This is a genomic window from Clostridium frigidicarnis (assembly GCF_900111985.1).
Taxonomy (GTDB): Bacteria; Bacillota; Clostridia; order Clostridiales; family Clostridiaceae; genus Clostridium_Z; species Clostridium_Z frigidicarnis.
The window spans coordinates 1-21,046 of the sequence record NZ_FOKI01000027.1 but is presented as its reverse complement, the minus strand read 5'-3'; the positions used below and the strand labels follow the sequence as shown (position 1 = coordinate 21,046).

At 25.9% G+C, this 21,046-nt stretch carries 18 protein-coding genes and 1 pseudogene; 7 read left to right on the top strand and 12 right to left on the bottom strand.

Annotation, left to right across the window (positions count from 1 at the left end; all coding sequences use genetic code 11):
* Positions 1–1,847: 1,847 nt before the first annotated feature.
* The 3 genes from BM119_RS14025 (at position 1,848) to BM119_RS14015 (ending at position 4,653) form a co-directional block, all read left to right on the top strand.
* Positions 1,848–2,507: a TetR/AcrR family transcriptional regulator gene (locus BM119_RS14025; RefSeq protein ID WP_090042372.1), complete on the top strand. Its 660-nt coding sequence runs from the start codon at positions 1,848–1,850 to the stop codon at positions 2,505–2,507.
* A gap of 18 nt (positions 2,508–2,525) precedes the next feature.
* Positions 2,526–3,281, top strand: a complete 756-nt coding sequence (locus tag BM119_RS14020) for a CPBP family intramembrane glutamic endopeptidase (protein WP_090042371.1) — start codon at positions 2,526–2,528, stop codon at positions 3,279–3,281.
* A 925-nt stretch (positions 3,282–4,206) separates the two neighbouring features.
* The gene (locus BM119_RS14015) at positions 4,207–4,653 is read left to right on the top strand and encodes a hypothetical protein (protein ID WP_090042370.1); all 447 of its coding nucleotides are present in this window, start codon (positions 4,207–4,209) and stop codon (positions 4,651–4,653) included.
* 1,183 nt (positions 4,654–5,836) lie between these two features.
* On the opposite strand, the gene BM119_RS14010 is transcribed toward BM119_RS14015, so the two are convergent.
* From BM119_RS14010 to BM119_RS14000, 3 genes are all read right to left on the bottom strand, one after another.
* Complete coding sequence (locus BM119_RS14010; RefSeq protein WP_090042369.1) at positions 5,837–6,382, bottom strand: site-specific integrase; 546 nt, start codon at positions 6,380–6,382, stop codon at positions 5,837–5,839.
* Positions 6,383–7,185: 803 nt separating this feature from the next.
* Positions 7,186–8,301, bottom strand: coding sequence for an NHL repeat-containing protein (locus BM119_RS14005; RefSeq protein WP_090042368.1), 1,116 nt, complete (start codon positions 8,299–8,301; stop codon positions 7,186–7,188).
* 13 nt (positions 8,302–8,314) lie between these two features.
* Entirely contained in the window at positions 8,315–9,325 is a 1,011-nt protein-coding gene (locus BM119_RS14000) for a phosphodiester glycosidase family protein (protein ID WP_090042367.1), read from the bottom strand.
* Positions 9,326–9,808: 483 nt separating this feature from the next.
* Here BM119_RS14000 and BM119_RS13995 point away from each other — a divergent pair, with 483 nt between their 5' ends.
* On the top strand, positions 9,809–10,330 hold the full coding sequence (locus tag BM119_RS13995) for a GNAT family N-acetyltransferase (protein ID WP_090042366.1): 522 nt from the start codon (positions 9,809–9,811) through the stop codon (positions 10,328–10,330).
* 552 nt (positions 10,331–10,882) lie between these two features.
* Here BM119_RS13995 and BM119_RS20245 read toward each other — a convergent pair.
* From BM119_RS20245 to BM119_RS13965, 6 genes and pseudogenes are all read right to left on the bottom strand, one after another.
* Positions 10,883–11,002, bottom strand: a pseudogene (locus BM119_RS20245) (HAD family hydrolase); the annotation flags it as partial.
* A gap of 105 nt (positions 11,003–11,107) precedes the next feature.
* A complete protein-coding gene (locus BM119_RS13985) occupies positions 11,108–11,848 on the bottom strand; it encodes a hypothetical protein (protein ID WP_090042364.1) in 741 nt (246 codons plus the stop codon).
* A gap of 212 nt (positions 11,849–12,060) precedes the next feature.
* Positions 12,061–12,951, bottom strand: a complete 891-nt coding sequence (locus tag BM119_RS13980; protein WP_090042363.1) for an ABC transporter ATP-binding protein — start codon at positions 12,949–12,951, stop codon at positions 12,061–12,063.
* A 19-nt stretch (positions 12,952–12,970) separates the two neighbouring features.
* Positions 12,971–14,572 (bottom strand): ABC transporter permease, encoded by a 1,602-nt coding sequence (locus tag BM119_RS13975; protein ID WP_090042362.1) that lies wholly within the window; start codon positions 14,570–14,572, stop codon positions 12,971–12,973.
* Positions 14,573–15,135: 563 nt separating this feature from the next.
* On the bottom strand, positions 15,136–15,366 hold the full coding sequence (locus BM119_RS13970; RefSeq protein WP_090042361.1) for a hypothetical protein: 231 nt from the start codon (positions 15,364–15,366) through the stop codon (positions 15,136–15,138).
* 18 nt (positions 15,367–15,384) lie between these two features.
* Positions 15,385–16,008, bottom strand: a complete 624-nt coding sequence (locus BM119_RS13965; RefSeq protein WP_090042360.1) for a hypothetical protein — start codon at positions 16,006–16,008, stop codon at positions 15,385–15,387.
* A gap of 564 nt (positions 16,009–16,572) precedes the next feature.
* Here BM119_RS13965 and BM119_RS13960 point away from each other — a divergent pair.
* Positions 16,573–16,755, top strand: coding sequence for a hypothetical protein (locus BM119_RS13960; RefSeq protein ID WP_090042359.1), 183 nt, complete (start codon positions 16,573–16,575; stop codon positions 16,753–16,755).
* Between the two features lie 197 nt (positions 16,756–16,952).
* Here the strand turns inward: BM119_RS13960 and BM119_RS19960 are convergent, their stop codons facing one another.
* Complete coding sequence (locus tag BM119_RS19960) at positions 16,953–17,102, bottom strand: hypothetical protein (protein WP_177199434.1); 150 nt, start codon at positions 17,100–17,102, stop codon at positions 16,953–16,955.
* Positions 17,103–17,453: 351 nt separating this feature from the next.
* On the opposite strand from BM119_RS19960, the gene BM119_RS19955 reads away from it, so the two are divergent.
* Positions 17,454–17,591 carry a hypothetical protein gene (locus BM119_RS19955; RefSeq protein WP_177199433.1) on the top strand — a complete coding sequence of 46 codons (138 nt, stop codon included), beginning with the start codon at positions 17,454–17,456 and terminating at the stop codon, positions 17,589–17,591.
* 170 nt (positions 17,592–17,761) lie between these two features.
* Here the strand turns inward: BM119_RS19955 and BM119_RS13955 are convergent, their stop codons facing one another.
* A complete protein-coding gene (locus tag BM119_RS13955) occupies positions 17,762–18,409 on the bottom strand; it encodes a hypothetical protein (RefSeq protein ID WP_090042358.1) in 648 nt (215 codons plus the stop codon).
* Between the two features lie 602 nt (positions 18,410–19,011).
* Between BM119_RS13955 and BM119_RS13950 the strand changes: the two genes are divergently transcribed.
* A complete protein-coding gene (locus tag BM119_RS13950) occupies positions 19,012–19,716 on the top strand; it encodes a hypothetical protein (protein ID WP_090042357.1) in 705 nt (234 codons plus the stop codon).
* 72 nt (positions 19,717–19,788) lie between these two features.
* Here BM119_RS13950 and BM119_RS13945 read toward each other — a convergent pair whose 3' ends face one another.
* Positions 19,789–20,547, bottom strand: coding sequence for a class I SAM-dependent methyltransferase (locus BM119_RS13945; protein ID WP_090042356.1), 759 nt, complete (start codon positions 20,545–20,547; stop codon positions 19,789–19,791).
* Positions 20,548–21,046 lie beyond the last annotated feature (499 nt).

Below are 21,046 nucleotides of genomic sequence, written 5' to 3'. Positions count from 1 at the left end.
TATTTATGTTGCTTAATTATTTTCCAAAAGGTCTTAGGAGCATTCAAAAAATAACAATCAGTATGCTAATCTATTTCTTGTCATACTGCGTTAGTAATATTATCCCATAGCCTGTACCATGAACTAATATCGCCTCCTTGTTATTTTCTTTCATGTGCCTTACAACTTGAAACTTATAACTTCCAATACATAAACTCTAATTTACCACTTCTAGCTCTCCCTTTAAATTGAGAATTAAAAGTTATCGCAGCCTTAAGAATGTGACAAATATATAGTTACAAGTTCAATATCAAGTTCTTATCCCTAAAAGTCACGTATTCTCCAACTTGTAGAAGATTAGAGTGTTAGATCTAATAGACATAGTATAAACATTGAAGTGATACCTTACACCATAACTTTCGATTATTAAAAAATTCTTTAATAAATGTAAAATAATATGTTTAAAGATTATATTTATGGACATACTTACTAATGTAGTAGATATATTATGGAGTTAAGTTCCTTAAATATCCTCCCCCCCATAAAGATATTTAATTTTTATATCTATAGTATTTAAAGCTCTCTTAATCCTATCTTATAGAAGTGGGATATAACATCTTTAAATTTTAGATAAATTCTTATACAGATTAAATAGGAAGTACTTTTTTAAATTTGTCTTCCTATGTGATTTAAGAATAGTTTAATACTTAACTCCATGATTCCCCCTTATACATAAAATTCAATTCAGTTTATTTTCATAGCTATTCAAAAATTCACCTTTTATAGATTATCTTAAACATTAACAGTGATCCTTTATTTAATTAGCTTCGCTATAAGCTATATATTTATCTTATAAGTATAACCTGTAACATCCTCCTACTAAGTAGGGTAGAGTATACCATGTCTATGCTAGGTTCTAGATTAATTCTTATAACATTCACATACTGTAAAGAACAAAAGGCTGCGCCCTTTTTTAATTGAGAATTGACGATTGACGATTATTGTTGAAAGTCACGGACTTCCTAAATATAAAGTTGAAGGTTGAGAGTGGAAAGTTGAAAGTTTAGGCCAAAAATCACATATTTTCTTTAATTATATTTTTAAAATTTAAAAATCTTCCTAAGAAGATTTATCCTCCAATTGTCAATTCTCAATCGTCAATTGTCAATTCATTTCAATCTTCCTAATGCTAGTCTATTTCGTGTGCCTAACCCAAATGAAAACTCACTCTATTTACTATAATGTTTACATTTTTATTTGTTTTATTATTTATATATATAATTGTTTGTTTAAAAAACCATATCTTTACACAAACTATTTTGTTTACAATTGTGTTTATATATTAGTAAATGTAATTATAATTATTTATATATATTTTTTTAATTTCAAAATTGTTTATATATTTGTTTATTTGCCTTTATTTATTGGCTTTATATCACTTAATTTATATTTAAAAATTTGATATTATCATTATATTTTTAGATAATTATAAAGAAATAAATTTAATTATTTCTTTATAATTTATCTCCTTGCTATAACTATTTTTAAGCCTTTAAAATTCGTAATATAAAGATACCAAATTTCAGTTGTATTTTTAATATTATATCTATAAGAAAGATATAGCTTTATATATATAAGTTTAATTAATGATTATAGTATATAAAAATTATTTTTAATGTCTACTATATTTTATAAGCCTTTTTAACCCTACATAAAGATATACCTTTATGTAATTTAATATATGGAAAGGTATTGTATTTTTGTTTAGATAATAATGACACTATATCCATTATTATCTTGCCTTCTAAAAAACAAAGTGATATTATATAAATGACACTAGAGTCATTTATATTTAAAAGGAGGTAAATATGCCAAAAGTTAGCACTGAATATATAAATAATAAAAAAAATTCAATTTTAGAAGCTGCTTTTTCTGTATGTAAAAACAAACCGTTATATGAAATTACAATGAAAGATATTATTAAAAAATCTGGGGTGAGCCAAGGTGGAATATATTGTTATTATTCAGACATAGACGATATATTAATCGCATTAATTAACAAGTCTAATACTAATGCTGGTTATAAACAAAATATAGATGAAATCATACAAAGTAGCACCACCCCAAAAGAAGTTATTGAAAGCATCTTTGATTTCATAGGAAAAAACTTAAAAGAAAACATGACTACCACAGGAAAAATTCAATTTGAACTTACAGTATTGCTTACCAATCATCCAGACAGACAAGAAAAATTCATGTCTCAAATAACTGAAATGCAAAACAGCCAATATTTAATGCAACAACTATTTAAGAAAATCAATGAAGGAATTGAAATAGGATATTTTAATCCTATATTGCCTAGTAAAAATATTTTATGCTTTATCATGACTTCTATTGATGGTATTGTAAGAGATTCTATTCTCATAAACTGTTATGGACCAATTAAAAATACCCAAATAGAAATTGATGAAATTAGTCTTATTAATACATTATCAAAAGCTGTCTTGTTAATGTTAAATGCTTATTAATAGAGAGGAAAAAGGTAAATGGAGAAAGATGTAAAAAGATATTTATGGTACACATTCGCATCATCATGGATTTTATGGGGAATTATAATAATTGCAAATCAATTGAACCTTATGCGTTATGGAACACCACTGTCTATGTTATTTTTTATTGCAGGAGGACTTACCCCACCTATTTGCGAGATATGGATTAAAAAGAAATATAGCTCAAGTAATGATTATAAATCATTTATAAAAAGTATACTTAATCCAAGACATCAAGTTGTTTGGTATATTATTGTTATTGGCTTAGCATTCATATTTTCATTTTTACCAACGCTTTTTGGTGGAGCAACTATAGAACATCCACTATATATTGCAATATTGGCATTTCCCATTATGATAATTGGAGGAGGATTAGAAGAAATAGGGTGGCGAGGATTTTTACAATCTGCTTTACAGAAAAAGTTTTCAATCATTAGCAGTACTGTAATTGTTGGTATTATATGGACTGTTTGGCATCTTCCTTTGTGGTTCATTTCAGGCTCACCTCAATCTAGCATGAGTTTTTTATGTTTCTCTATCACGGGCATTGCTTTATCATTTTTATTAGCAGCAATTTTGTATGGAACAAAAAGTGTTTTTCTGTGTATAATCTTTCACACTTTCATAAATTCATTTTGGTCTGTATTTGTACCTAATGAAAGATTGCTACCAGCGTGTTTTATGCTTATATTTGCTATAGTAATGTTCATAGTTATTGAAAAAAAGACCAACTTAATCCTTGATATTAATTAAAAAAATCAATCTTATTAAAACGAAGGTTCTTAAAATTAACGACAATAGTACCTTAACATATACTAGATTTTTAGATACACTAATTAAGCCAATGGATTTTTAAAAGATCTACATTCAAGATTAATGTTTAATACCACATCACATAATCGTGGATTTGCAGGAATTTATAAAATTATTCCTAATCTGATAATAGGAACAGATGCGAAAATAGCACAACCTTTGAGGTTGAACTGAAACTAGATGAATTGTTAGAATTGTATTATAGTTTAAAGTTCTGTATCAAAATAAACTTTGATACAGAACTTTCCTTTCACAATTAAACAATAAAAAAAAGTTAGTTATAATTTATTTGTTTCTATTCTCACATTTTAAGTGGCAAAAGATTATAACTAACTTCCTACAAACTCAATGAAGAAATTATAAATATTTTTATACTTTACTATGTATATAATTATTTATATACACAAAAATGTTTACAAATATAATTGTGTTTACATTTGTATTTCTATTTATAAATGCAATTTTATTATACCTTGTTTGTAATTATATATGTTTACATTTATGTTTCTGTTTACGTTTATAAAATTATAAATATTTATAATTTTATTTATATATCATATAGTTATCACACTCATTTATATATAATATTTTTACTCTTATATATTTAGAAATATATACTGTATTTCTATTATAATTTATTTGATTTTTTACTTACATATTGTAATAATTTTATTGTCTAAATATATTATAAATATTTATAATATAAAGATACCAAATTTCAGTTGTATTTTTTGTTTCATATATATAACCTTTATACCTTAATATTTCTATATAGAATCTCATCTGAATATTAGATGGAGAATTAAAATCATCAGTTTAATGATATAATAAGTTTGTACTATTTATGATAGTAGGTGAACTCGCAATGAGAACAAAGCGAATTAACTACTTTGATATGGTTATAAATAAGCATGAAGTATATAATGTATACGAGGTAAAACGCATTCTAAAACCTAATGATATATTTGTTACTCATCAAGTAGGTGGAAAAAATAATGAAAGTCTTTCTAAAAGATTAATTAAAAACTTTTCCTCCCAATACTCATATATTAATTTTAATTATGTATCAGATGAACTTAAAAGAAATTCATTTGAGATTTTATATAAAAATGAATATTTTACATACCTACGCTTTTATGATATTGGAGCTCTTGTATATTTTGCTAAAATTATTCAATGGGAATTTCCGGGGTTTTCAGTAGATACTTGTTTTGATGAATTGCTTAAAATACATGAAGAGTTTCAAAATAATACATATATTGAAAGTCTTGAGCATAGGTTTATTATTGCATGTAAAAATATTAAAAGATAATAGTAAAAACTATATTTAAGTAAATAGCATAACTATAGTTTTTTATTGTAAACAAAAATTCATTAAGAAAGCACTCTAGTATTGATTAAATAATTAGAGTGCTTTTTTGTATAAATTATTGAGAATTCTAAATTCCTTGTAAATACATTTAACTTAAATCTTATTATACCGTAAAAATCTAATACAACTTCTTAATTAAGTAAACCTAAAATAAGTCTGATACAATCAATTGTTGCGTCATGTATCTTATATAAAAAGTTCCTACCTTCAACGCCCTATCTAAAATTATCGTTATCACTTCTACCTAGCAAACTCTTAAATCCTAACTCTACCCCATTAAAAACTTATCAAAAAAATCTCTTCTTAATATATATCCTTTTAAAACTCCTAAGTAAACATCAATTAATCTAATCCTATAAGATCATAACTTATCATCTCTTAATGTCTTATTTCTTGATAAATAAATTATTTCCCTGTATACTAGAAATAATTGCAAGTATATAAGAGATATAGGTCACCTAAAGGCTCCATAAAAGAACAAACATTAATTTAAAGATACCATATTTCAGTTGTATAATGTAAAAAACAATTTTATTATATACTTTTATATATAATTTTACCTGATAACTTGTTCTTCTCATTAACAAACCTAATATGTATACATTATATGTGCTCTCTCATATCTTCCACTCCATGTTCATGCTCATCATTTATACCCTGTTAATTACTACTACCACTTATCTTTCTTACCCTCAATTTACTCTACCCTATGTAATATCAAACTATACAAGCTCGCTACTTAATTATATATGCAATTAGCTCTATCTTAATTGTACTATTATATTAGATAGTTATTTTTGCTTTTTCACTAAATAATACAACTATCCTATAGTAATCATCCTTTGTATCCTTATCTAAGCCTTCACTATGTCTAAAAAATTAGATATAAGATATTATATCTAATTGTATATCTACTTGACTATTGACTTAATTAAAGTAAAATACTATAATTAGTTTATAATAAATTGGATTAAGCGCTATTTGAAAAAAGCTGTGAGCCTAGGAAACCTCAGCTTTTTTCTTTTTTATATAGAACTTTATTCTTAAAATTATATCCAATAAGCTGCTCCCCTAGATAACTGTTATAACATTCACATTATTGAATTAAGATTCATTATTACAACTACAAGTAGAAATTCTCAATGGTCTTGTCTTTCATATCATCTGTTATCCCTATATATCTTAAAGTAATACTTGGAGATGAATGATTAAATATATCCTGAAGTATTGCTACATCCTTATATTGATTATAATGAAAGTATCCAAAAGTCTTTCTTAATGTATGTGTACCAACCTCAACTAACCCTATGTTTTCTGCTGCTTTATTTAATATCCTATAAGCTTGTACCCTTGTTATGGGTGTATTATTTCCCTTTTGACTTTTAAACAAATAATCCATATCTCTCATATTGTATATGTATCTGTCTATATCTCCTTTTAAATTTGAATTTATAAGTATTCTTTTTGATTTACCTGTTTTCTTTTCTTTGATAACTAAATGCGATTTATTTCTCACATCAATAACTCTTAAACTTAAAAGATCTGAAATTCTTAATCCTGTATTTATTCCCATGTTAAATATCATATAATTTCTATATCCATTTTTTAACAATTCATTTTTCATTTCATATACTTTATCCATATCTCTTATGGGTTGGACATACTTCAATTTTACGACCTCCCTTGCTATCGAAAAATTTTCAATAGTACATTTCTATGATTAATCAAAAACTTTTTTCAAAAAATCACTTATATTTTGATTTGTAATTTTTTTACAACTTTTTATTTTTAATTATCAATTTAATGTACTTATTGCTTGCTAAGCACTCTTATAATTAATTTACTTCAATTTTTATTCTGTTTCTAACAACTTGTCACTAATTAAGCCTTGTTCTTAAGAAATTTCCCTATTTTTATTTTATTACATTTTACGTAACATTGATATAGTTTTGTTACATTTATTATTAAAATTTTATCATTTTAAGTGGAAATACTAAGGGTAACCCCTTCCTATTCAAGGACTTTGCCATTTTCCTCTTAAATGTAACAAAATACATAATAAGTTACATTTAAATTTTAGGTTTATTTTTATCCTTTTAAGGCACATGAAGAAAATAACAAGTCAAAGATGCCATGTATATTTTGTGTCAGACAAGGAAGTGATACTAGTTCATAGCATAGGCTATGGACTAATATCGCTAACGCAGTATGACACAAAATAGACTAGCATACTGACTTGTTATTTTTTTGAATGTGCCTAAGATTTTATAGCCTATAAAACACAAAAAACCGTATCAGAATTCTCCAATACGGTTTTAAAATGAACTTTTTAACTTATAACTATATAAAATGCTCCTCAAAGTTATCTATATATTTCAAATCTATAATATCCTTAACAGATTATCAATCTGTTTAACTACTTCTCCCCAAGATATCTATAGAATTTGTTTGACTTATTATAAATACAATTCTCTATTCCTTCAATGTATCTTTTTGACTTTCATATAATTCATTAATGCTTTGCTTTACTAAATTCCCACCATTATTAAGTACTAATTCATCATTATTTATTTTAATTATAGTTCCTTCATACTTAATCTCTTTTCCACTTGTCTCTTCTCTTAGAGTATTGTTTACAGTATTATTTACATATATTTTCCCATCATTAGTTATAATTAAATTTCTATAATCTACTGGATCTTTTAACTTAATATATGTGCCTTTATTAGATTCAGTATCCTTAGTTGTTATAAATAGTTTAGTTATTGTATCGTCTTGTCTTTCTCCTATATATATATTGTCATCATTATCTACATTTAATAACCTTGGGTTTTCAAAATTTTTAATAATTATCTTCTTAGATATTTCATCCTCTTCCTTATCTAAAATATAAACTATAGGGGTTTCATTGGCTATATTTTCATACACAAGGACATCATTTCTATTTAAAACATTTATATTGCCTATTAAACTAGTTTTAAGCTTTATTCTATCTAGATTTACATTTATATCTATACGATATACACTGTTTCTTTTATTGCTATCTTCAACATCCACATAAATTGCATTTGTTAATGTAGATAATTTAATATCCTTAACCTTTGATTCTCTATCATTTAAATTTATACATATTGGCTCATTAGTTTCTGAATTGGTTACCTCACTCTTTTTATTATTTTTAACATCATATGAGAAAAAATCTATCTTACGATTTCTACTATCTTTCTCTGCTATAAATAATCTATTACTATCTGAAACCCACTTATAAAAACATTTGCCCTCTTTATCTTCTGAAAAAGTTACATCTCCAGTTAAAGTATTTACAATTTTAAATTCACTATCTATAAAATATGACATATGCTTTCCATCATGAGATAGTTGTACATCTTTTGCATCTGAAGGTATTGGTATATCTATTTTTTCTTCCTTTTCTTCTGCAACTTCTATCTTTTCTATTTTAAAAGTATCTTCTTCAGCATATCTATACTTGTCCAAATACATATATATTGAACATTGAACTATTAGGGATAGTGCAATCCCTATAAGAACAAATTTTAATTTCATTTTAGGTAATTTCAATTTAGTCATTTTCCACTCTCCTCTATGGTTCAACATACACAATTGAAGCTGTTGTTCTTTCCCCTAATGGGTTTGATGGCTCATTGACAAGTTCATCTTTGTAATACATAGCTGTGGATGCTCCGCCATCCAGATTTACAGCATTATGTGCTCCATACTGCATCATAATGTTTTGAACTTCCTTAATTGATGCCCCTTCTCTAATGGCACTGCTTTTTGATTCAATAACCAGTAAAAGCATTTCTCCATTTTTCCTTTGTCCTATGGCAGTTCTTGGATTACATCCTTGACTTCCATCATCCTTTATTTGAGGTTCTCCATCCACTACTAAAACTGGACCAAAAGCAACAGCATCTGTAACACCTTTTGCTTTTAATTCATTTAAGCTATAGCTTCCAACTACCAAAACTCCTTTTTCTGTAATACCCATTATTGATGGAGATTTTTCATCATCTTCTAGCCATTCAGGTTTAAATTCAACCTTTCCCTTTGACATAAGAAGTCCAGATGGAACTGCCCCTGTTCCTGTATTTATTCCACCTTCAAATCCTCCAGCATTTATTGCAGCTAATGCCTTAAGAGATGCTGCTATTTCAGTGGTTTTTTCTCCCTGAACTCTAAGCTTACTGCTATATCCAACTTTCACCTTTAAGGAATTCTTTACAATAAGCATGTACCCATTAAATCTATTACCTTGTATTTTTTCTAGTTGAATTCCAGAGCTAGTGGTTTCTTTTATATCTATATCATCTATATTTTGCTCCTTAACAACATTTTCTGTTCCTTTTTGATTTTTGTTTAATATCTCGTCTATGTTTTCCTGAGATAAGAACATGGTGGCCAAATATTTATGTTTATATGTTGCCATTGCAGTACCTACAACGGTTTTCTTCAGATTATCAAATGGTCCATAAAATATCAGGATAGGTGCTGATATTACTGTAAACACAATTTCAAAACATAGAAACATAGCTATGAAACATTTTTTAGAACGTTTCTTTTCTACCTTTACTTCCTTATTTTCTAATTTCATAATGCAATACACCTTTCTATAGTCATAGTAATTTAATGTATATATTGAAATTCCTTCAATAATATATACATTAAATTATACCAAGATATCCATAAAAAAAGTATATATTTTCAATGAACAACACCAATTTATGCTATAATAGCCACTTTAACATCCTATAACTTTCCAAACTTGTAATTTGAAATCTATAACTTACTAATTTATAATGTTAAAACGTATGCAGTTAACCACAACTTTTAATTTATTACTGACTTTACAGGTTTAGAATTCAAAACATATATTTAGATACTTTTATATGATAATTTAAGTACAAAAATAATATTAACCAAATATATACTTTTATAATTTTACCAATATTAATACTTTTTTCTCAGCATTTAAAGCATTTAAAATGTCTAAAACTTTATGTTATAATGCAAGAAAAGATGAGATTACTCATGAATTTTAGAGAAAACTTTATAGGTTTTAAATATAGGAGGTAGTATGAAATTTATACGAATGAATGATGTGAAAAGTACTTGTTGGAGTAAAGCTTGGAAAATATATATAAATAGTTTTCCTTTATTTGAACAAAGAAAAATAGAGGATCAAATAGAGATTTTAAAAGATTATAGATATCATTGTATAGTTGTGTGTGAAGAAGAGTCTATAATAGGAATATTATTTTATTGGGAATGGGACAATTATATATATATTGAGCATTTAGCTATATCTTCTGATCTAAGAGGTAGAAATTATGGATCTAAAATACTAAAGGAATTTTGTAAAAACAATAAGTGTATAATTTTGGAGATAGATCCTCCAGTAGATGATATATCAATTAAAAGACTTAAGTTTTACTCTAATTTAGAGTTTAGGTTACAAGAGTTTGATCATGTTCATCCTCCATATAGAAAAGGTTATAAAGGACATAATTTAAAAGTATTAGGCTACAATATCATTTTATCAAAGAGGAACTATGATGATTTTAACACCTTCTTAAAAGAAGAGATTATGAAGTGTTAAGGATATTAAATAATTGACTTATCCTAATGTTATAGTTAAGTCTATGACAATGAAACATTAAATATATATATGTTGTAATTAAAAATCTATAATCAATTCAAGTATTCCTCTATCAACTTTATGAATATAAATTATTACAACATCTATATTAACTCATTGTAAAAAACGTTTGTAATTGATTTATAGGATCATTGATATTATGATTGAACTTAGTTATCTTAAGAAATTATAATAATAAACAATTAAACCAAAATAAAAAAGATTGAGTTCTGTACAATACAGAATTCAATCTTTTTTATTTGTTTAGTTAAACACGTCTAATCTAGTGGTAAATCAATTATTTTTATATAGTTTCTCTTCTTTATTTTTTAATTTATATTATAAGGATAACTTAATTTTTTGTATATATAATTTTTAACTACGGTAACTAATGCCATATAAGCAATTATTATTGGTATTAAATATATAAAGAAAACCAATGGTACATGAACCATTACAACTACTCATCAAAAATGTAAATATAGCAGTGCTATTGCAAATGCTACTACATTTTCTCATTGCAGGAGCATCATTAATTCCATCTCCCATAAATCCAACTACATTTCCATTTTCTTTTAATGCTGAAATTATTCTTGCCTTTTGACTTGGGGATAATTTTGCAAAAACATTTGTATGTTTGACAATTTCTTTTAATTGTTTATCTAATTGCTGCCACCTGTAACAGCCCTATTTACTTACAATGTATTGGTTAACAAGCTGCTACAATCCTAGATTAACTTATTTAATATTCAGATTTGCAAAAAACCTACTCCTTGAATGACGATTCATTCTATATGTTATAAACAATAATATAATTGATACTATAATATATACAATTCTAACTTTAAATAATTCCCCACTTTCATAATCATAGTATTGATAAATATGACCTAATATTCCTTTTCCCTGTGTTACCTTACATTTCCATAGAGCTTCTTCAATTAAGTAATAGGATGTAATTATAGTTGTACTTACTGCTATATCTCTTGATAAAAACAATATAAACAAACTTAAAGATATGATAAAAATATTTGTAGTTATGGAATAAAAAATTATTTCTTTTAGTGGAACGAATATATTATTATGATTTGCTAATTTAATATGTAGAGTGTATATATTAACAAATGATACTAAATATAAAACAACATAAAGAGAGAGTATTGATATTAATTTTCTAGCCATAAATTTATTGGTATTACTTCCTCCTATAGCTAAAGTCATTTCTTCCATACTGTTTTTAAAATCTGTGCCTAAAAAGAAAAATATTAATATTATAAACAATATTAAAAGATATACATCACAGTAAGTATATAATTTATAAGGAATTATTTTAAGACTGTTATCTTCAATGGAAATATTAATAAACTTTCTTGGAAAAATTCGTATTATAACATTAAAAATTAATACTAACAAAGTTACTATATATAATAAATTTTTAGTAATCATGTTATTTTGTATCTTTAAATAAAACTTAATCATAAAATTTATCCCTTTCATTTTATTTAGGTACATAAAAGAAATTTAAAAGTCAAATATACTAGAATACTGACTTATTATTTTTTGAATGTACCTTAATAGCTATCATATTAAATATAAAGATTAATAGGTGCTATATTTTATATGAACATTTCTAACCTTTTTTGTGATTTGAATTAGGCACATGAAAGAAAATAAACAAGCATACTGGTCTATTATTTTTTTGAATGTGCCTTAACATGGGTTTTATTATGAATTATATAAGCATCCTGAAGATTTACCTTAACATTTACTGAGTTATCTGTTAAAGGCTTATTACTTACATATTTTACATGACAACTTTTTTCATTATATATTGTGGTTAAAACTAGGTTCTTTTCTGTTATCTTTATTAAAGTTTCAGTATCAACATCTGCTTCCCATAACAATCCGTCTACTTCTTTTATGAAATTTTCTTTTGTTCCCTTGTATATTAATTCTCCATGATTTATTACCAATAAATAATTACAATAGTATTCAATATCCTCAACTATGTGGGTTGTTGCTAGTACAATTCTATTTCTACTTATTACTGGGAAAAGCTCTCTAATGGTATTTCTTTGTTCAGGGTCTAATCCAACTGTTGGCTCATCAATTATTATTAACCTTGGATCTCCAATTAACACTTGAGCAAAACCTAATTTTTGTTTCATCCCTCCTGAATACTCTTTAAATTTCCTATCTATATATTCCTTCATATTAAGCTTTTCAACTATTTCATTTATATGATTGTCTATAGTTTTCTTATCACAATCTAGCTTTAAATTTGCTATAACTTCTAGAAATTCTCTTCCTTTTATATTTCCATAGGTAGAAAAGTTCTGAGGTAAATATCCTATATTATTTCTAACCTTATTTAAATCTTTTTTATAATTTAAATCATTTAAGCAAATTTCTCCACTTTGTATTGAAAATAATGTGGTTAATAACTTCATTAATGTGGTTTTACCTGCACCATTTGCTCCTAAAACGCCTATTAGTCCTTCATTTACATGAAATGAAACATCTTTAAGAGCTTGTACTTTACCATAGTTATAATTTAAATTATCTACTTTTAAATTAAGCATATTTATTCTCCTTTTCTACCTATTCTCTTAAATATAAATAACCTTTTTCATAAGGTTTGTCCATTTTACCTTTAGTTGCACCTGGAACAAAGGGTGAAGACACTATCTTTTTTATTTCCTTTAAGTTTTCACGTTCAATCATATCTATTAATCCATCACACTCTTTATCATTACTGATTATTTCTTCATTGCCCACTATAAGATATCCCTTATACTGTCTCTCTTTTACATTACCTCTTACTAAAAAGATATCACTATCTTTTCCTGATAAATTGCATTGTCCTAAAGTACTTTCACCATCTAAATTAGAATATATTTTATTTTCTCCAGTGAATTTTATATCTAAATTATATTCTTTCACTCTACTATCATTTAACTTTGGATACCACTCAAATACATTTCCTAAAAACATCCAATTGTTTCTTATAAAGAATAATTGTTTTCCTTGTGTCCATACTGTATTAACTTTCCCAGCATAATGTGTATTTACCTTTATAGTTTCTCCCTTTTTGTATTCTCTTGGAAGATTAATTATAAAACTATTATTAGTTCTTTCAAATTCTACTGTTTGGCTATCTACTTCTACTTTAGATAAGGTAAGTTCTTTATATAATCCTAATTCTAAAGAATTTATATTATCCTTATCTATTTTTATTTCCATTGAACAGTAATTTTCAATACCATCGTTTATAGTTAAATCCATATTATATTTATCTACATAATATCCTGAGTCTTCTTTGCCAAAAAATGTTTCATGGTTGTCATTTGTGTACTTACCATTTGTTATATTATCTCTTAAATGTATATCATAATACTTAGGATTCATAGAATACACATTTACTCCTAAAAATGCACAAAGAGCAATTGATATAACTAAAGTACCTTCTAATTTAAATAAAGCTTGTCTTTTATTTTCTTGCCAATACCTATGTATTAATATTAATTGGAAGAATACATATGACATTATTACCCAAAATAAATTGTGATATAAATATCTCTTATCATAAGCAATAACATCAAATTTACTTGTCATAACATTTATATCCATAACAGGAAGTATATCATTTGAAACTTTATAAAAGTTGCATAGTATTACAAAAGATATAATTATAGCTATAAATCCTATTACAGATCCAGCATATTTACTGAAGGTTTCTCCTATTAATAGCCCTAAAAAGTTACAAACTATTAGACAAATAACCGTATTTATTATATAACCTATAATCTGATATAAAAAATACTCCATAGATACTTTATTTATTAATGCTATTATAATAGCTACTCCTAAATTAAGTGCTAATATTATAATATCTACAATAATAAGAGTAAGAATCTTCCCCATCATTGTTTCTTTAAGAGAAATATTCATTGTCTTAAACAGTTCATCATCATTTTCTCCAATTTTCATGCTTAAAAGCATAAGTGGTATCATTATGAAATTTAATGGTAACCAAGAAACTTGAATTAATTTAACTAATGTTAAAGAATTTTCTCCAAATGTAAACATGGCACTTATACACTGCTCAATTCCAAATATATACAAAATAGCCATAACCCATAAAAGTTTTCCTCTTTTTAAATTAATAAGTTCATATTTAACTAAAGCATTAATTTTTCTCATAATATTTCACCTCAATTTGTTCTATAAGGCACATAAAATAGACTAGCATACTGACTTATTATTTTTTTGAATGTGCCTAATATAATTTTTATATGTTCTCTGTCATTTTAGGAAAAAGTGGCTACGCCCTCTTTTAGTGACAAGTTATAAGTGAAAAGTGACAAGTTTGGGTTGAAAATCACAGATTTTCTCTAATTATATTTTTTATTTTTAAAATCTTTCTAAGAAGATTTATCCTTCAATTTTCAATTGTTAATCATAAATTCTCAATTTATTTAACAATTCCATATGTTTCAACACTTAATAAAGTTATCCATAGATTTTAAATTTAATTTTTTGAATGTGCCTTAATAAAAGCATACTCCTTATCTCGTATTTTTATTGTCAAATCAGTGTATAGAAAATAAAATAAAAATATGCAAAATAAGACAAAATTTGCATTGAAATTTAGTTTGCACCCTGATAATTAACCACAACAATAAAGGCTGTCTTAAATAGAAATATAATTCCATTTTGAGACAACCTTTATTTAAGTTGGAATAGCATTTATTATTGAATCCTAGCTAAAAAATATTATTCTTGCTAGATTTAATATATATTGTAAGTGTAGCTAAACTTATAACAATATATATTGCATTTAGAGATCTAGAATATGAATTTATAGCTATATAATAAGCTATATCTTCATTATTAAATATGGTATTAACTGATATTAAAGACTTACTTATTTCTGGGGAAAATAGATTTACTGTAGATATAATAATCAGGGTTATAATTAAAGTATTTTTCTTCATTAAGTATTTCTCCAATAATTATCTAAATTCTTTACTATAATGAATTCCTATTGGCTTAAGTGCATAACCTGTCTCCATCCTTGTATCAGGAAGACCCATCTTTCCTCTTAAATATATTCCATATTCATATTTTTCATATAATGGATGAGCTTTTAGTACAGCTCTACTAACATTTGAAGGAACTGTATATGATCCACCATAGCTTACTGAATAACTTTTAGAAACATTAAACCCAACTGAGGAAGATATGTCTGATTTACTAACTCCAAAAGTGCTTGTAACAGAAGCAGATATAGACTTTTGTAGCCCTAAATTTAAAGTTATTCCTGATGCTCCTGATAAAGTTTGATAAACTGTACTGTAATCAATATACTCTCCAAGATTTTGTATATTCTTTACTTTATAGCTTGCCATTCTTGAAACTATCTCATCATCATCTAAATCTTCTATTGAGAATTTAGAATTTAATAGATTTCTGTCTATTACCGTTATCCCCTTGTCATCTTCTGTTACCATAAGGTTATCATTTGGATTAGTTATTTCTGTCTTAATGCTATGTTCTTTTGCCGATACTGAAGTAGTTGGCATTATAAGATTCAGTGACATTACTGCAATACATAAAACAGATAATACTTTTTTCATATTGGTTCCCCCCTTTAAATTTACTTTACTACCATATAATAACATAGTTGATAATGAATTTCAATATCTTTCAAATATATTTTGTAATATATTCCACAAAAACAAGCCTAATATCTTTATTGATATTAGGCTTTTAATTTATTAAGTATATTTACTCATCAATGTTAGTAGTTCTTTTTCTTCCTATATTTAAATTAACCTTTGATAAAATAAAGTTTAATTCCGTCTTTATAATCTTATATTAATTATAGTAATTTCTATATTCTCAAACATTAAAGAATAAATGACTTTTAGTGAATGCCCTCTAGTTTATTTCCCTACACTTTATATATTCAATATAATTTGTTAACTTCCTCTTTGAAATAAATATCCCTTCAAAACTTGCTATTGACTACTATGGTTTTTCAAATTAAACTTTATTTAATTTTCCAAATATTTTATGATGTATATATGGTTCAATAAAGTTTATTCATTTAGAATAAGTGCTGTTCATATATTACGACAATATAAATATGATGTTATTAATGAAACATATATAATAGAAAAAAATGAAGGTGTGTAAAAATGAAGCCTAAAAAAAATATTCTCGGACTATTTCTAACTCTTGTTTGGTATTATTTTGTAATATTTATTGCAAATAAATATCTAAAAGGATTAAATACTATAAGCTATTTTACTATAACTATAGTTATGTTACTTGTAGGGGATACAATCCTTGAACGTCTTGTACCCAATAAAAATAAATAATATATTTAAACTGTTACTAATTGTATACAGTTTTGAATATTACCAGCAACAAATCAATTATAAAACTTAAAGCATAATAAGCTACAAAAAAAACATTCCCTTAATAGAAGGAATCTTCCTTCAGATGAGTTAATCTAGGGGCGTAGCAACTGTTATCTACCTTATAAGAGGATGGAGTTGTTTACAGTTGGTAGCCATCAGAGAAACTTATTCATATCTCCACCTGTAGCTAAATCCGCCATGTATTGTAGTACAAATGCCCATCCACCCCCAAGAGCAGAAATCACCAACTGAAAGAAACAAGTTATAGAAAATAAGCCTTTAATTTTTAAAATATACTTTCTCATAGAGCCCTTTATTACTTTTATTACATTATTTCCCAGGAATTTTTTTGATTAATCTTCTATCCCTAACTATTATTTTGAAATTTGCATATAAATATTTACAGTAAAATTACACCATTATTTTTCCTGTAAACAATTATATTTTATTACAGACCAAAAGTTACTAAGCCATTTTTAAGTAACAAGTTTATAGTGGCTATTGACAAGTTGAGGTTGAAAACCACAGGTTTCCTTAAAAATATTCTTTACTTAAGAAATCTTCCTAAGAAGCTTCCTATAGTCCCCCTAATTACAATGAACAATGTTTACTCAAACAAAGTAAAATAGTTTTAAGATGATTAGGAGGTCTAAGGGATGGAGAAAAAAAGATTTTATCACTGTTCAAAAATCTCTCTAATTCTGGGTTTTATCAGCATTTTAGAATCAAAAAAACTTATATTTTCCTGTAAATTAAAAATAAGGTATGCTAATTATTACATAACATACCTTTAAATGTGCCTAAATTGCTTATTGATACCTCTTATAAGAATAACTAATATTTCTTATATTTGTATACTAATTTAAATTTGTAATTATATTTTTTCAAATCAGTATTCAAGGAAATTTAGTAGCTTATAATATACAAAAACAATTGGAATTAAAATGATTAGGCATCTAATAAGTTATATGAAATGAACCATGATCATTCCTAGCACTAGAGCAAATGGAATAGGTGTTGCTGGCAATCCTTTATATCCGGGTTCATTATATATATGACATACAATCAAATAATTAATTAAGCAGCCTATAAAAATCATAATTAAACTGTTTATTGCTATCACGGGGTCTAAAAATTTATATACACCTGATGCTATAATTGTGTAAAAAAAGAAATCTCCTACTCCTTTTGTTGGTACTGGAGACCTATCTTTAAGACTTACCCCATACACAATAAATTTCGCCATAAGGTTTTTGTTATTCATTACCTTTGCATTTAAGGTTTTCTTACCTTTTTTAGTAAAACTAACCACATCATAAACTGAAATACCTATTATAATTCCTACTATATTTGATAACTTTATAGCTTGTCCTATTAATATTCCTAAGGAAACAACTGTTATTAATTCTATCCAGCTATTAAGTATTAGTGCATCCTTTTTATAAGGTTTTTTAATATAAAGTATTGAATATATTAACCCCAAAATTCCTATGAATAAAAGCAAGTATATATTCTTAGCTTTTGTAAGTAGTAGGTTTGTTATAACAACCCATAAAATCATTATTATTACTGAATGTACTATTGATTCTATTAATCTCTTTCTTCTGTCCATATTTCACCTCTTATGTATTGATATATTTACTTTATATTATAAATATACCATATTTTATTTACCATTTTATATCCTATTTATCAAATTTGTTTATATAATACATTTTATCAAACATATCTTAACTGACTCTTAATTATGTATACTTTAAATATGAATTTATGGATATCTAACAAATTTTCCCAGAATATAATCATGAAAAAGTAGACATCTTGAATATCTTAGGTAAGATGCCATGTATATTTCATGCAATACAAGTAGGTACACAGGCTATGTGCTAATATTACTAACTCAGCATGACACGAAATATACTAGCACACTAACTTGTCACTTAATAAGACTTATCAGTAGTTCCTTCTATCAAGAGACTCTTAGCTTCAGATGGAACTTTCTTAATTATATGCACTAATCAATTAACATATAATTTTTTAGAAGGAGAGTTTTTATCTTAGTTTATTTTTATATTAATTCCTTATTTCCTTCTCTTTTACTTCCTATGCTTAAGTAGACTTATTTTAATTATAATTACCATTTATAGAATATTTAAGGCAGTTTAGGTTTATACGATACTATAAACATATAAATATATAATTAAGGAGCAGGCTATGTTTATTAAATTAGTAGATCAAAATCTGAATAAGCCCTATGTTCATAATAATTCCAATGATAAAGTTGAGAGAATTACAAACACTGAATTCCAAAACAATCTTAATAAATTCAGACAACCTAGAAACACAAAAGATTACAAGAATGCTTCTAAAAATAAAATCTCTGAAATAGCATCTTATTGTCCTTATGTAAAATCAAATAAATCTTTAAGTCACATTAATCTTAATGATGAAGAACAAACATTAATTGAAGATGAAAAAACATATGAAAGGTTTAATGTAAGAGAATATGGCATTGAATTCAATAGTGAAAAATTTGAAATATGGAAAAAAGAGCATAATTACAACACTTATCCTCCACTTGATTCTCCATGGCAAGTTAGAAGAACTTTTAGAGAAATGGAAGAAAGCATTAAGGATGATCCTATTTTAAGTGAAGAACTTGATTCTCTTAAATTACATTTGAATTCAATAATGTTACATCCAGAAGATTTTGATTATCCTAAAGACTTAGATTTCTCAAATCCTGATTCATATTACAAACTCATTGATTTAATAATTAATAAGTTAAAAGATGTACATGCTATTGTACCTCATAAGAATTGTTTAAAAGATGCTACTATGTTAAATAAAATCCTTTCTATATTAAAAATACATAATCAATATGTAGCATCTACCCTGTATATTAAACATAAAAATTAAATATATAGACTACTACCCAGCTGACTATTTAGTCAGTTGTGTAGCAGCCACTAAAGATAATTTGAGTATTTATCATTTCATTTTGCAGTAACTAATACAAGTATCATATTCTAAAATCACTTCTCCATTTTTATTATATTTATCAAATAAAGTTTTAAGTTCTTCTATCATGGGTATAAACCTAGAATCACTTTCTTTAGGAATATAAGAATATGAAACTAAATTGCCTTTTAATCCATCAAAATCAACTATTTGAGGATTGTGTAAGATTTTTTCATGAACAGTTTTTGATTCAAAAAAATTATTTGGTGTCTCATCCCTAGATTGGTTACTATACTGTTCTCCATACTTTCCTATAAGTTCTAAATACTTATCCATAAACTCATTTGAATTTTTTCTTATGTTATACAATAATACAACTGAACCATTAGGTTTAAGTATTCTTAGAAACTCATTCTTTGTTGGTACAGGATCAAACCAATGAAATGACTGTGCAGCTACAATGATGTCAATGGATTCTGATTGTAAATTAGTAGTTTCAGATTCGCCATCAATAGAATAAAAGTTGCTGTAAGCTTCAAATGATTTTTCTGCTACTTCTCTCATGTCTTTATTTGGCTCAATGGCATAAACAGTATTTCCATTTTCTAAAAATATCTTAGTTGAAATACCAGTTCCTGAACCTATATCAGCAATAATAGAAACCTCATTAAGTCCAATAGCCTCATTTAAAAAATCAATTATTTCCTTTGGATAGCTTGGCCTATATTTATCATATGTTTCACCACAATTACTAAATCTACTTTTGGGATTTAACTTTTTTAAGTCCATATAAAAACACTCCTTACTCTATTATAGAAATTTTTTATCTTTTTCCTTCAATTTCTAAAACTTTTTTAATACATTTGTCATACTTAAAATCATCTTTTCTTAATGTATCTTCAACATATATATCAGCTTCTGTTTTATTCATACTATTGATATATCCTGAGTTATCAGTGGTTAATCCTAATGTAAATCCAAATCCACCACCTCAAATTTTAATGCAGTGTTAAAATCATATATAAATTTATTAATATTAGGCACATGAAAGAAAATAACAAGTCGAATCTACTATCATACTGACCTGTTATTTTTTCAATGTGCCTAAATAAACTTCTTACCAAATGATTAATTTTAAATTTAATTATCAGTTTTTTCGATGAAGTGAAAAACATCCTCGGATTGCTCCCCGCTATCTGGACTAAAGTTACTCATTCTAAAGTTTTCTCAAAATTTCAAGCTAAGCTGAAATTTTATTTTTATAATATTCATGTGGGGATACATATCC